The organism is Pleurocapsa sp. PCC 7319, from assembly GCF_000332195.1.
In the GTDB taxonomy this organism is placed as follows: Bacteria; Cyanobacteriota; Cyanobacteriia; order Cyanobacteriales; family Xenococcaceae; genus Waterburya.
On sequence record NZ_KB235922.1, the window covers coordinates 13,288 to 27,069 of the forward strand.

At 35.2% G+C, this 13,782-nt stretch carries 10 protein-coding genes and 1 pseudogene; all 11 read left to right on the top strand.

The window, feature by feature from the left end; all coding sequences use genetic code 11:
- Nucleotides 1-165: 165 nt before the first annotated feature.
- The 11 genes and pseudogenes from PLEUR7319_RS0104240 (at nt 166) to PLEUR7319_RS37805 (ending at nt 13,638) form a co-directional block, all read left to right on the top strand.
- Nucleotides 166-1,278, top strand: a complete 1,113-nt coding sequence (locus PLEUR7319_RS0104240; RefSeq protein WP_019503956.1) for a glycosyltransferase family 4 protein — start codon at nt 166-168, stop codon at nt 1,276-1,278.
- Nucleotides 1,279-1,284: 6 nt separating this feature from the next.
- A complete protein-coding gene (locus PLEUR7319_RS0104245) occupies nt 1,285-2,382 on the top strand; it encodes a glycosyltransferase (protein WP_202804213.1) in 1,098 nt (365 codons plus the stop codon).
- A gap of 252 nt (nt 2,383-2,634) precedes the next feature.
- Entirely contained in the window at nt 2,635-3,993 is a 1,359-nt protein-coding gene (locus PLEUR7319_RS0104250; RefSeq protein WP_019503958.1) for a flippase, read from the top strand.
- A 77-nt stretch (nt 3,994-4,070) separates the two neighbouring features.
- Nucleotides 4,071-4,835, top strand: coding sequence for a sulfotransferase family protein (locus PLEUR7319_RS0104255; protein WP_019503959.1), 765 nt, complete (start codon nt 4,071-4,073; stop codon nt 4,833-4,835).
- A gap of 96 nt (nt 4,836-4,931) precedes the next feature.
- A complete protein-coding gene (locus PLEUR7319_RS37800; RefSeq protein WP_019503960.1) occupies nt 4,932-5,843 on the top strand; it encodes a sulfotransferase in 912 nt (303 codons plus the stop codon).
- A 166-nt stretch (nt 5,844-6,009) separates the two neighbouring features.
- The gene (locus tag PLEUR7319_RS0104265) at nt 6,010-6,936 is read left to right on the top strand and encodes a sulfotransferase domain-containing protein (protein WP_026102296.1); all 927 of its coding nucleotides are present in this window, start codon (nt 6,010-6,012) and stop codon (nt 6,934-6,936) included.
- A gap of 294 nt (nt 6,937-7,230) precedes the next feature.
- Nucleotides 7,231-8,278, top strand: a pseudogene (locus tag PLEUR7319_RS43385) (ISAs1 family transposase).
- A 24-nt stretch (nt 8,279-8,302) separates the two neighbouring features.
- The gene (locus PLEUR7319_RS0104285; protein WP_144054251.1) at nt 8,303-9,478 is read left to right on the top strand and encodes an O-antigen ligase; all 1,176 of its coding nucleotides are present in this window, start codon (nt 8,303-8,305) and stop codon (nt 9,476-9,478) included.
- 265 nt (nt 9,479-9,743) lie between these two features.
- The gene (locus PLEUR7319_RS0104290) at nt 9,744-11,357 is read left to right on the top strand and encodes a DUF4091 domain-containing protein (protein WP_019503964.1); all 1,614 of its coding nucleotides are present in this window, start codon (nt 9,744-9,746) and stop codon (nt 11,355-11,357) included.
- A 161-nt stretch (nt 11,358-11,518) separates the two neighbouring features.
- On the top strand, nt 11,519-12,703 hold the full coding sequence (locus PLEUR7319_RS0104295; protein WP_019503965.1) for a glycosyltransferase: 1,185 nt from the start codon (nt 11,519-11,521) through the stop codon (nt 12,701-12,703).
- 68 nt (nt 12,704-12,771) lie between these two features.
- Complete coding sequence (locus tag PLEUR7319_RS37805) at nt 12,772-13,638, top strand: sulfotransferase (protein ID WP_019503966.1); 867 nt, start codon at nt 12,772-12,774, stop codon at nt 13,636-13,638.
- Nucleotides 13,639-13,782 lie beyond the last annotated feature (144 nt).

Consider the following 13,782-nt stretch of genomic DNA (forward strand, 5'->3'; position numbering starts at 1 on the left):
AAGCAATTAAAATTCACTTTTTTACTGTAAACTACCAATTGCAAAGTATTTATACTTAGTTGATTACAAACTAAACATTCGCTCCTGGAATTTTCTCAGTGTTGGCATCAATAGAAATACCAAAACTCTGGTCATAAATAGTATTAGAAAATACAAAATTATAAGATGAAAATTACTTTAGTCATCTCATCCCTTGGTTGTGGAGGAGGAGAAAGAGCTATCGTTTTGCTTGCTGAAGGTCTTGCTAATCTCAAACATCAGGTTACTTTAATTACTCTGGCAGATAAAAGTACTGATTTTTATCAATTATCTTCAAAAGTTTCTCGCCTAGATTTAGGAATTATGGGCAAGTCATCTAGCATAGTAGAAGCTCTAGCCAACAACATTAGAAGGCTTTCTACGCTAAGAAAAGCAATTGAGTCTACTAAACCTGATGTTGTTGTTTCTTCTTTAAGAATAACCAACGTTTCCGTAATTTTAGCTCTACTAGGCAAAAAATATCCTGTTATCGTTACCGAACAAAATGACGTTAAAGTTTTTTCCTATGGATTAGTTTGGGAGACTTTGCGTCGTTTAACTTATCCACTTTGTTCTAAGGTTGTTAGCGTAAGTCAAGGAGTTGATTTGGGTATAGATTTATTACCGTCTAACAAAAGAGCGGTAATTTATAATCCTATAACCATTAAAGACGATCAAACTACTCCTCCTCTACCTCCAGAAGTTGATTCAAATAAGAATTGGATTGCTAGTATGGGCAGATTAACAGACCAGAAAGGACATGATCTGTTACTACAAGCTTTTCATAAAATTGCTGACAAACATTCCAACTGGCAGCTACTAATCTTAGGTCGAGGGGAACTGGGAGAACAGCTAGAAAAAATGAGAGACGAGTTGGGCTTATCAGGTCAAGTTATTTTCACTGATGCCCTTAGTAATCCTTTTGCTGTTTTGAAAAAAGCCAAACTATTTGTCATGGCTTCACGTAACGAAGGTTTTCCCTTAGCTCATGGAGAAGCTTTAGCTTGTGGTTTACCCGTAATTGCTACTGATTGCCCTAGCGGACCAAGGGAGATGATTCGCCACGAAATAGATGGTCTCTTAGTTGATAACTATGACATAGATGGATTAGCTGCTGCAATGAATTATCTAATGTCTGATGAACAGGAACGAAAACGACTTGCTGCCAAAGCTTCAGAGGTAGTTGAAAGATTTGGTCAGGACAAAATAGTAGCCGAGTGGGAAACTCTCATACAAAAAGTTGTTGGAGGAAAAAACTAAATAACCGTGAAAAAACGTATCACCTTTTTTATGGACGCACTACATGGTGGTGGCGCAGAAAAAGCTGTAGTTAATCTCCTTAAAGGTTTAGCCAAAAGAGATGAGTTTGACCTGGATTTAGTTTTATCAGCACTAGAAGGTCCTTATTTAGACCAAGTACCCAAGAAAGTGCGCATTGTTAATTTAAATAACGGTAGAGTCATAACTTCTATCTTGCCATTAGCTAATTATCTTAGGAAAAATCGTCCTTGGGCTTTAATTGCCAATATGAGTCATGTCAATGTGGTAGCATCGATGGCTAGGGAATTAGCTCAAATCAAAACTCGATTAGTTTTAGTCGAACATAACAATTTATCAGCTAACAAAAGTGATTTGAGACGGGCCAAATTGGTGCCACCTTTAATGAGATGGCTTTATCCTCGTGCAGATGCAGTTGTGGCAGTTTCTGCTGGTGTTGCCCTGGACTTAGAACATCAATTGGGTCTGAGGGCAGAAACTGTTAAAGTACTGTACAATCCCGTCGTCGATGAAGATTTAGTTACTCACAGCCAAGATACTTTGACTCATCCTTGGTTTGCCGGAAATTCACCTCCAGTATTTCTAGCAGTGGGCAGATTAAAGCAGCAAAAAGATTTTTCCAATCTATTACATGCTTTTGCCCTAGTGAGAAAACAAAAGTTGGCTCATCTAATCATTTTGGGAGAAGGTCAAGAGCGTCAAAAACTGGAGAACATCATTGATACCTTAGGTATCAGTAAGGATGTCTTATTACCTGGCTTTGTTAAAAATCCCTATATCTATATGAAACGAGCTAGTTGTTTTGTTTTATCTTCCAGACATGAAGGATTACCCACTGTATTAATTGAAGCTATGGCTTGCGGTTGTCCTGTTGTCGCTACTAATTGCCCCAGTGGACCAGATGAAATTCTTGATCGTGGAGCTTATGGTTCTTTAGTTCCGATTGAAAATTCTGAAGCTTTAGCTGAGGCGATGCTTAAAACATTAGAAAATCCTCTTCCCAAAGAGATTCTGGTAGAACGAGCTAATGAATATTCCACAGAAAAAGTAGTAGACACTTATCTGTCATTAGTTAATGTCCTTTAAATCAATAAGAATAAATTTAGTTATTAATCAGGAAAATATATGTCTAACAAATCAAAATTTTGCATAATAACCAGCCAGAGAAGTAGTTCAACTTGGCTAACTAGATTGTTATCTCATCATCGTTTAAAGATTCTCTTTTTTACCTTTGTTATCAGGAGACTTTGAAAATAGTCACTGAAGAAGTGTTCTCTTCTTCAGTAAAAATAATGCTCGTCGTATTCTTGTTAGTAACTTTGGTGTAGTAAAAATTAAATGTTAAAAACAATTACCCAAAAAATTCAGCCAATATTGATATCGACTGAAAAAAGTAATCACAGTCTCAAAAATAGATTGATTAAAGGTGCAGCCGGATCTTTTGGACTTAAGATTGCTGGTACTGGTCTTGCTTTTGTTATGAGTATTATATTTGCACGTTTTTTGGGAACAGTCGGTCTTGGAACTTACTCCTATGCTACTACTTGGGCAAATCTATTAAGTATTCCTGCAACTTTGGGTCTCGATCAACTTATGGTTAGGGAAATAGCTATCTATCGCGCCAAATCTCGATGGGATTTAATATCAGGTTTATTGCGTTGGTCTAATTTAGTAGTTTTAGCTTCTTCTATAACCTTAACTCTAGTTGCCATAGCTGTGATTTGGGAGATGAAAGGAGAGTCAAATACCAGCATAGTTATAGCAGTGGCACTGGCTATGGTAACTGTTCCTATTATCTCCCTAAGAAAACTTAAATTGGGAACGATGCAGGGGCTTCATCGAATCGTCTTAGGACAGATGCCTGATGGGCTGTTTGCGCCAATTATAGTTATTTCTTTAACTAGTATTGTTTATTCAGTCTTTCCGAAGAATTTTAATGTGTTTTGGGTGTTGGCAATCAAAATTGTAGCCATCACAATTACCTTTTTTATTGGAGCTTCATGGCTCTTAAGATCGCTTCCTCCAGAAGTAATGCAAGTTAAACCTCAGTACGAAAGGAAACAATGGTTAATTGCGGCATTACCCTTTATGTTTTTGGGGACAACACATCTCATAAACTCACGGATAGACATCATTATGTTAGGTGGAATCAAAGGTGTTGAAACAGTAGGTATTTATACCATAATCGTAGCCATTACCAAACTAACTATTTTTATTAATCAAGCGGCTAATAATGTTCTAGGCCCCACAATCGCCTCTCTTTATTCAGAGGGTCAACTCAAACAGCTAGAGCGGCTCATTCATAAGAGCGTACTATCTGTATTTTTATTATCCTTGATAATTGGCATAACCATGATGGGAGTAGGAAAATACTTGCTGCTGATCTTCGGTTCAGATTTTATTTCTGGACGCACTGCGATGAACATCCTAATTGTAGGCCAAATTTTCAATGCTTTTACGGGACCAGTTGGTTTAGTACTTACTATGACAGGACATCAAAACTATACAGCTACCAGTCTAGGGTTAACTGCGGTTTTAAACATTATACTCAACGCTTTAATGATTCCTAAATGGGGCATTAATGGCGCAGCAATAGCAACCACAACAAGTCTAATTGTGATTAATATTATCAATGTTATTTTCATGCAGAGAACACTAAACATTTCACTATATTCCCTAAGGCAGAAAAAAACATAAGCCAGAAAAATCAATCTAATAAAATCATCGATTTTGTATATACTATCTGCATATTAAACAATAGTTAAAAAATAAATATGATTGTAGCCGATCAAAAAAAAATCATTTATGTACATATTTACAAAACAGGTGGGAGCAGTATCACTAAGCTTTTACTTCCTCACATAACAGAAAAATATAGAAGTAAAAATCCCAAAACAGCAGGTATTAATTGGCAGAAAACTTGGCATATCGATAATAGAATGCATTCTAAATTTTCTGATGCCTTACCATTTGTTGACGAATTAAATATTGATTTAGAGGAATATTTTAAATTTACTTTTGTACGTAATCCTTATAGTTGGGTTTTATCAGTGTGGAATAGCTTTTTTTGTTCACCTATGGGAAATGGTTCAATGACTTTTAAGAAATATTTAATTACTCAGTTTGCCAAAATAACAAATAGTACTAAGTATGGACCACCTGCACGATATTTTTATAAAATGTATCCTGATGGTGGCTTTAAGAATTTTGTAATATTTATCGAGCATATGGCCTCTAGTAATCCACAATTAGCTCGAAATTTTTGGGGCTGTAACGATCAGTATAGTTTCATTGAAAATAATCGCAATATTCAATTTGACTTTATTGGAAAATTCGAAAACCTTGAAAAAGATCTAAACACAATTTTTAAAATAGTTGATGGAAATAATATCTTGGATATTCCCCATGTAACTCATGGTAGTAGTCATAATCAAAAAGATAGACAAAACTATCTTAAATATTACGACGAAGAGTCAATTAAAATAATTAATAAAGTTTTCGCTAGAGACTTTGAAGCTTTTGATTATCAACCTATCTAGAATTCATTATATTTTTGGAGATATAAAATAGCTAAAAAGAAAAAAGCTAATTATAAAATCTAGTATTTGATATATTTTTAGGAAAAGAATAATCGCATGAAATTACCAAACTTAATCGTTGCTGGACTTCCAAAAGCGGGAAGTAGCTCTTTGTTTCATTGGCTTGCAGCTCATCCCGAAGTCTATGGTGCTCCCTCTAAAGAGACATTTTATTTTATTGATCGCGATAGCCCATTGTTAAGATTAGAAGCCAATTACAATTTCCACGGTTTAGACTTATATGAATCTTTTTTTTCTAATTGCCCTGATGATGCCAAGATTGTTTTAGAAGCGACTCCTCACTACATTTATCAAAAAACCGCATTGGATTTTTTTGCTAGTTGCAATCCTCAGCCTCACGTTGTTTTTTTATTGCGTAAACCATCTAAGCGAATTTTTTCTGCATTTAGTTTTATGCAAAATAACCTGGCTCGTTTAGACAGCAATCTAACTTTTGAACAGATCACAGATTTGCTTTTAGATCAAACAGGTAATCTTGTCCAAAAGCTAGATTATCCTCAAGATAGTATTTTTTATGAATGGTTAAACGATCAGCTACCACATAATCGTTATTATGACTTTCTTACTTGCTGGTCAGAGCGTTTCTCTAATGACAAAATTCACATCATACTCTTTGAGGAAATGATAGCTAATCCTCAAGCTACGCTAATTAAGTTAGCTGAAAGTTTGGGTATTGACGCTAACTTTTATAAAGAGTTTTATTTCGAACAAAGAACTAAAACTATCGTAATAAAAAATAGATTTGCTCATGAGATGTTACTTAAGCTTGCTCCATATATTGCTACTAGCAAAATTAGAGGTCTATTAAAATCTTTATACATTCAGCTGAATAGCTCTGCTCCGAAGCCTGCTACATCTGAATCTCTAACACGCTTAGATAATTATTTTCAACCTTATAATCAAAAACTGGCGGAAGAATTTAATTTAAATCTTGAAAGTTGGAAGTAAAAAAAGAGTACTCAAACTAATTAAAAAAAGTTAATTCAGGTTCATACTAAGAAAAATAGTTAATTAAGATCAAGTACTAGAAACTTTAGAAGCAGCTAAGTATACTCTATTTCGTATGAGCGAGGCTAATGCGAAATCATAAAAATTTCAATAAGATTATATAGATATGGTCAAACCTAATTTCTTTATTGTCGGTGCGCCTAAATGTGGCACAACAGCCCTTAGCGAATATTTACGAGAACATCCTAATATCTATATGTGTGACCCAAAAGAACCTCACTTTTTTAACTATGATTTTGAGCAGTATCGAGTAGTTAAGACACTGGAAGAATATCTGAGTTTATTTGAAGCTAGCACTTCAGAACATTTTGCTATTGGGGAGGCTTCGGCTCTATATTTATATTCTTCGGTGGCTCTTGAAAAGATACAACAGTTCGACCCTCAAGCAAAGATCATCGTTATGCTTCGTAATCCAGTAGATTTAGCATATTCTTACCATTCTCAGTTATTGTATGCATCCGATGAGAACGAACAAGACTTCGAGCAGGCTTGGCGATTACAGAGTATTAGAAGGAAAGGTAAAAAAATACCTAAACATTGTAGAAATTCTGCTATTCTGCAATATGCTGCTGTAGCCAGGCTAGGGGAGCAAATAGAACGATTATTAGGTATATTTCCTCGTAAACAAGTAGAGATTATTTTTTTTGATGACTTTACCAACTCTACAAAGCAAGTTTACGAAAAAGTTTTGAAATTTCTCGAAGTGCCTGGGGATAATCGCACAGATTTTAGGCGGATAAATCAAAATAAAAGTCATAAACTGAGGGTAATCGGTAATTTTTCCGAAAGACCTCCTGAATTCCTCAACGATCATGTTATGCGAGCCAAAAAAATCTTGGGACTTGAAAGACTTTATATTTTGGATGCTGTCCGTTACTTCAATAACAAAGTTACGACTCGTCAACCTCTTTCTGCTAGTTTTCGTGCTGAGTTAGTAGCCGAATTTGAATCCGATATCAAAAAATTATCTCAATTACTAGATAAAGATTTAAGTCACTGGCTGTTAGAAAAAAGCCCCAAATTAAAAAAATAAAAAATAAATTATAAGTAGAGAGTTTAAGAATTCGGATTTTACTTACGAATGAAAGAAATCCTTATAGAACAAAAACTCATTTTTATAAGGGTTTTAGCGAGTATTTCTTCAGAAAGATTATCAGAAAGATTATTTATATGACTAGTTTTACCCAGCACAAAAATCAGCAAAAAAATACTTTGATGGTTTACTATCAAGGGCAGGGCTATTTCATTCTAGGTGATATTGTAATTGTGGTAGTGTAAATAAACTAGAAAAGTGAGTGAAATAGCGATAATAGAAGCATTCTCTCGAATGCCAGATCGTAGAAGAAAACAGGGAACAAGGCATTCATTACAATTATGTTTGGCTCTGTTTACACTGGGGGTGACAGCAGGCAACCAAGGCTTTCTTGCGCTCGGAGATTGGCTAAAATCGTACAGTGAAGAATTAAAAGAGTTATTTGAAGTCAGAAGAATCCCTTCTTACAGCACAATTAGGAGAGCATTATTAAATTTGGATTACGAGGAGTATTCAGCTAGATTAGCAAGTTTTTTTGAAATCAAACCGTTAGCAGGTGAGACTTTGGCATTGGACGGAAAAGTGTTAAAAGGCTCATACTTACTTTCGTCAGACAACCCTCATTGTGAGCCACACAAGGCAATCACATTAGTTACGGCTTACCTAGTTGAAAGAGGACTAATCCTAAGACCAGAAAAAGTTAAAAACAAGAGTAATGAAATTACCGCAATACCCAAATTTATTGAGGCTTTAGCCGTTGAAGGGGTAGTTTTTGCATTTGATGCAATCAATACACAAAAAAACTATTGAAACAATTATCAATAGCGGAAATCACTATCTTGCTGCTGTCAAAGGAAATCAACCCAAACTAGATCAAGCTGTAAAAACGAAATTTGTCGAACATGACAGTTTTTACAATATTTTTAAAGGTCACGGAAGAATCGAAAAACGCAGAGTTAGTACTGCTTACTTAGATTTGAAGTTGCCTAAATGGTCGAGTATTAAAACGCTCATTAAAGTAGAATCAGAACGCCAACTCAAGTATAAAACGGAGTTTAGTACCAGATACTATATCTCTGATTTGACCGAATCAGCCTTCGAGTTTTATCAAAGAATTCGTGGTTATTGGGGTGTAGAAAATAAAGTTCACTATGTTCGCGATGTTACTCAAGGAGAAGACAAATCTAGAATTCGTACCTTACCATTACCTCAGATTTTAGCGATCGCACGTAACTTAGCTCTCAATTTATATCGAGATTCTGGATTTGACAATATGGCTCAGGCACAACGTAAATGCCAATTCAGTTTAAAACAGATTGCTTCTCTTTTTAGAATGAAATAGCCCTGCTATCAAGGGTTGCTGGCAGTGATAGCCGTATTAGTTTTTTTTACAAAGTTGAGTATTTATTTGCAATATATTGGTATCGGAATACCCTTATTATGGCTGATTGGTTTTCTATTTATTTCTATTCCAGTATTAATAACAATTCCTAATAGGTTAAAGTACATACCTATTTCTATTGTGGTTTGGTGTGCAGCATATTTGGCAATCCCTTTGATTTCAATTTTGATCTTTCCACATATTACCAATTTGCAATTTATGGAAGATCGAATTAGGTCAATCGTAGTGTTGCTCCTAATGTCAGTGATTTTTTCTCAACATTTGTTAGTTTTAAGATGGACTAAACTAACAATTTTATTAGTAACGCTCAGCAATGTTTGTATGTTCATTTATGAATTCTTCAATCCTTTAGCTTTCTATCGAGAAGAGGATGTTATAGGAAGAGCTTCAGGACTTTACATGGATGCTAATGAAGCTAGCTGTGCCATAATTTTGGGGATGATTTTTACTATTGATTTTATCAAACCCAAATATCGCTTATTCTATGCTTTATTCGTGGTTTTGGGAATTGCTGTGGCTTTTTCTCGTAGTGGTATGATTGGTTGGCTAATAGTTGTATTATCATTTGTAGCAACTAAAGTGATTCCTCGATATCAACTACCTATTTTTGTTCTGTCGCTCTTGGTCTCTATTACCATTTTGTCAAGTCAATTAAACAATTTGATCTATATGAAAAATGCTGATGGTATAGATCTATTTAGTCCGGGAACTATCGCCAGAATTGAATTTTTAACTAATCCTCTAGGGCAAGAAGACGATTCTAGTGGGAGCCGTATATCTCATGTAGATGAAGCTTGGCAAAAATTCGCTAGAAAACCTTTTGTTGGGAATGGCTTAGGTTCTGGAGGAAGTGAAACTAAAGTTGCTAACTTTAACCAAGATACAGGACAAAGAAGTCACAATATATATTTAGATCTGATGGTGGAATTTGGATTTTCAGGGGCTTTAATTTATCCTTTGTTACTTATAGCCTCTGTATGGAAAGCACGTGGGGAACTGACAAAATACACATTCCCTTTTATAATGTTCCTGCTCATGTGGGGATTTTTCAGTCATACAACCTTGAATTCACCGTTTTTATTGATATCTTACGCCATAATGGCAAACTTTACCCATCAAAGCCGTTTAAGAAATCTTTAATTTTATTTACTCATCAAAAAAATTCTAGGATGGAAAAATTGACTAGACTAATAATTTGGACTGTTTAAATCTAGTAAATCTGTTATCGCTTGAAAATTATCCCTACAGATTTAAGACTTTTCAAATAATATAAATAACTTCTTATGAATCATTAGCACTTTATTTCTATTAAAAAACTTTTTGTCAACCTGCTCACCAAAAAAAATCATTGTTTAAATCATTGACTAGAAACATTTTTTTAATGTTTATAACTCTAGTAACTATAATGTTTACCTATCATGTAGCTAAAGGTACTAACGTTGCTAGTCCTTTTAGAGTATGGGCAGCACCAGCCTTAGAGAGTATTAGTAGAGAAGCTAATAATCAATGGCTTAACAACTTTCCTGTGAACCAAAACAGCAATGCCAATAGCTTTCAAGGAGAAGGGATTCAATTATTGGCAGCTCGAGGTGAATATGAATCCTTTCAGATAGTAATTCAAGCACCAAAAAATAAGCAACTTAGCAATATCGATGTTGTTGTTTCTGATTTGCATAATGCTGACCAAGGAGTGATCGAACGCGAAAACATTACCTTATATCGGGAACACTATGTATACGTCGATAGACCTAGCCGTAAAAATTCAATTTTAGGAAAGGGTTGGTATCCAGATGCTTTGATTCCCTTTATCGATCCTGCTACAAGTCAAGATCTTGAAGGAGCGACCTTTGATGCCGTCCCCTTCGAGCTGGCAAAGAGTGAAAACCAATCTATCTGGGCAGATATATATGTACCGAGAAACACACCTCCAGGAAAATATCAGGGTTCATATACCGTTACGAGCGACCAGGGCAAAAACGCGGGTACAATCAACCTCACGATCTGGGATTTTGAGTTACCCTTGAAGCCAACAATGCATTCTTCCTTTCCTGCTTGGCAAGAGCGTGGAGAAAATTTGGCAGAGGAATTACTCAAGCATAAAGTCATGCCAGTAACACGCGTTAAACCTCACCAACAAGAAGAATTGATTAACAAATGGGGCTTAAACACTATTCGCCTACCTTTCTGGAGTGGGGCCGATTATCATACTTGCAAGTTGCGTCCTGCGCCTTCTATTGAAGAAATCCAACAAGCATCTGCTCTATATGATGAAAGCCTTTTAAAATTTATCAAGTCCTCGGACGAGGTTGATAAATGTCCTAACATCGAACAGGCTATCAAGCAGTGGGGTAAGAATATTCATCAGGCTGGTGGAATAAAGCATCTAGTAACAATGTCTCCTAGGCCAGAACTATATGATGATATAGATATTTGGGTGGTAAACGCCCAAAGGTATCAGAATTCTCAAGCTGAAATTGCTGAAGTCATGGACCAAGGAAATGAAGTCTGGTTCTATCCATCATATCAGACTGATTCTGCTCCCCAATGGAAAATTGATATGCCGCCAATTAATTTCCGTATTGCCCAAGGATTTATTGCTCCAAGTCTGGGTTTAACAGGGGTTTCGTATGCTCGTATTGACGGCTGGGCTGATGATGCCACTCAACTGCCTTTGTGGTCTGATGATCCCTGGCGTAAACCTTCAGTTTATCAGCTAGGGAAAAAGCAAAATTTCTTCTCTGGGGAAGGGATGTTAATATATCCTGGTGCAGAAGTTGGTGTTGAGGGAATTGTTCCCTCGCTGCGCTTAAAACGGATTAGAGATGGCATCGAAGATTACGAATATATATCCATACTTAAACGCTTAGGGGATGAAGATTGGGCATTAAAAACGAGTCGTAGAGTTGCTCGGGATTGGTACAATTGGACAAAAGATCCCCAGGTATTGGAAAAAGTTAGAGTCAAGTTGGGAAATCGGATTCAGCAATTAATGCAGAATAAACAAGTATCAACCTTTTGACTCGTAACTTATAGAAACGCTTTGCGTGAATTAGCTTCGTTGAGATTTAATGCATTTTAGCTTTTAGCTACTACATAAAGAGAAAGTCAGTTTGAAAGCAATTTTTAATTCACAGTAGACGTAAATAATAAATTAAGTAGTTATTTTTAGTAATTAAGTTGATGAAATTAGATCCAAATCAAACAAACGCTCAAAGTAAGAAGATCAAAGTCTTATTTTTGATTACTGCTTTAAGAACTGGCGGAGCAGAAATGATGCTTTACAAATTATTATCTAAAATTGATCGGAGCAAGTTTTCCCCAACAGTAATTTCGATGATTGAAGGAGGTGTATTTGTCGACCGTATACAAGCTTTAAATATTCCCATATACTTTCTGGGTATGCAGCAAGGAATACCTAATCCTCAGGCATTGGTCAGGTTAAATAAACTATTAAATAAAATTCAACCAGATTTGATTCAAGGTTGGATGTATCACGCTAATTTGATCGCTCATTTGGCTAATGTCTTATCCAGAAGCAAAGTCCCTGTTTTTTGGAGTATCCATCACTCAGTTGATTCTTTATGGGCAGAAAAAATAACTGTGGCAACGACAATCAAGCTGACTGCGATACTTTCTCATCAGATTGACCAAGTGATTTTTTCTGCTGAAAAAAGCCAAAGACAGCATCTTAAGTTGGGGTATCGCTCTAATAACGCGATGACAATTAGCGATAACTTTGATATTTCCAAGTACAAACCTGCTTCGGAACCTCAAGAGAATTTACGTCATTCTTTAAATTTACCAGAAAGCTCTATTTTGATAGGTTCTATCGCTCGATATCATCCAATGAAAGACCATGCCTGTTTAATTGAAGCAGCAGCAAAAATTGTTGATGATTATCCTGAAGTACATTTTATTTTAGTAGGGCCAAACGTAGATGATAAAAATACTGTTTTGACAGAGCAGATTCAAAAATTAGGTATTGTAGATCGAATTCATTTATTAGGAGAACGTCAGGATATTCCTACTCTAATGACTTCACTAGATATTTTCACCTCTAGTTCGGCCTATGGCGAATCTTTTCCCAATGTGCTTGGAGAAGCAATGTCTTGTCAAATTCCTTGCGTTACTACCGACATAGGTGATTCTCAAACTATTGTTGGTGATACTGGTGTGGTAATTCCACCCAAAGACCCCGAAGCATTAGCTGAAGCTTGGCGGAAACTAATTTTTATGGGTATAGATGAGCGACAAAATTTGGGGAAAAAAGCCAGAAAACGTGTTGAAATACATTTCGATTTGGATGGGGCAAATTCTTTTGTCAAAAAATATGAAAGTATCTATAAATCTGCGCTTTATCTTTAATATTCTGCTTTAGCTTCTAGTTGATTAAATTACCAAAAAATATTCTGACTTAAAAAAATATAAAAATAATGCCTAAAACCCAATTAGATTTTGTAGCTGTAGGACCATTTAAGACAGGAACTTCTTGGATCTATAATTATCTACTTAACTATCAACAAATAGCTTTACCAACCAAAGTAAAAGAAACCTTTTTTTTTGATAAAAAGTTTAGTCGAGGTATAGATTGGTATTATGCACACTTTAGTCGACTTGAGTCCAATCAAAAGATTGCTGAAATAGCGCCTAGTTATTTCCATTCTATTGAAGCTTCTGAAAGAATATATAAGCTAAATCCTAAATGTAAAATAATTGTCACATTACGAGAGCCTGTTTCGCGCTTAGTTTCTTTTTATCTTCACATGAAACAAAGGGGAGAAATTAAGCCTGATGTATCTTTTTCTGAAGCAATATCCCAGAAAAAAATTTTACAAGATACTTCTCTCTACTATTTTCATCTATCTAGATGGATAAAAACTTTTGGTGCGGATAATGTTCAGGTTATTTTCTTTGAAAGACTTAAAAAATCTCCCGAAGATTTTGCGCAAGATCTATGTAATAAACTTGATATTAGGTTAGAAAATCGATCTAAAAACCTGTCAAAAAAAGTCAATCCTAGCCAAACTCCCGTTAATCATGAACTTGCTAAGGTGATCTATTCAAGTGTTAGGTTGTTACATAATCTTGGATTACATAAGATTGTTGACTATGGTAAGAATCTGGGAGTCAAGCAGTTACTTTTTAGTAAGAAAGAAGAAAAACTCCAACTCAGTAAAGACGAATTCATTTCTATTTTTAACTTGTTTAAACGAGACATTCTCATGCTTGAAACTGTTTTTAAATTTGATTTGTCTGATTGGAAAGAAATCTGGAGAGAACAAGGAATTACAATTAATTGATTCTATTTCTTGACGACATAACCAGATGATTTTTTAGAAGTAGACAAAGATGTGCATAGTAGTATATCAAAAACTTTTAGCGAAAATGTTCAAGTTTAATTTTTTGTCCAGTATTCACTAAATTACCTAATATAAATAATAATT

What these genes read in the sequence shown, in the direction of transcription:
- PLEUR7319_RS0104240 (WP_019503956.1), top strand. Translation starts at nt 166, where the DNA reads ATGAAAATTACTTTAGTCATCTCATCCCTTGGTTGTGGAGGAGGAGAA.
- PLEUR7319_RS0104290 (WP_019503964.1), top strand. Translation starts at nt 9,744, where the DNA reads ATGTTTACCTATCATGTAGCTAAAGGTACTAACGTTGCTAGTCCTTTT.
- PLEUR7319_RS0104255 (WP_019503959.1), top strand. Translation starts at nt 4,071, where the DNA reads ATGATTGTAGCCGATCAAAAAAAAATCATTTATGTACATATTTACAAA.
- PLEUR7319_RS0104265 (WP_026102296.1), top strand. Translation starts at nt 6,010, where the DNA reads ATGGTCAAACCTAATTTCTTTATTGTCGGTGCGCCTAAATGTGGCACA.
- PLEUR7319_RS37805 (WP_019503966.1), top strand. Translation starts at nt 12,772, where the DNA reads ATGCCTAAAACCCAATTAGATTTTGTAGCTGTAGGACCATTTAAGACA.
- PLEUR7319_RS37800 (WP_019503960.1), top strand. Translation starts at nt 4,932, where the DNA reads ATGAAATTACCAAACTTAATCGTTGCTGGACTTCCAAAAGCGGGAAGT.
- PLEUR7319_RS0104295 (WP_019503965.1), top strand. Translation starts at nt 11,519, where the DNA reads ATGAAATTAGATCCAAATCAAACAAACGCTCAAAGTAAGAAGATCAAA.
- PLEUR7319_RS0104250 (WP_019503958.1), top strand. Translation starts at nt 2,635, where the DNA reads ATGTTAAAAACAATTACCCAAAAAATTCAGCCAATATTGATATCGACT.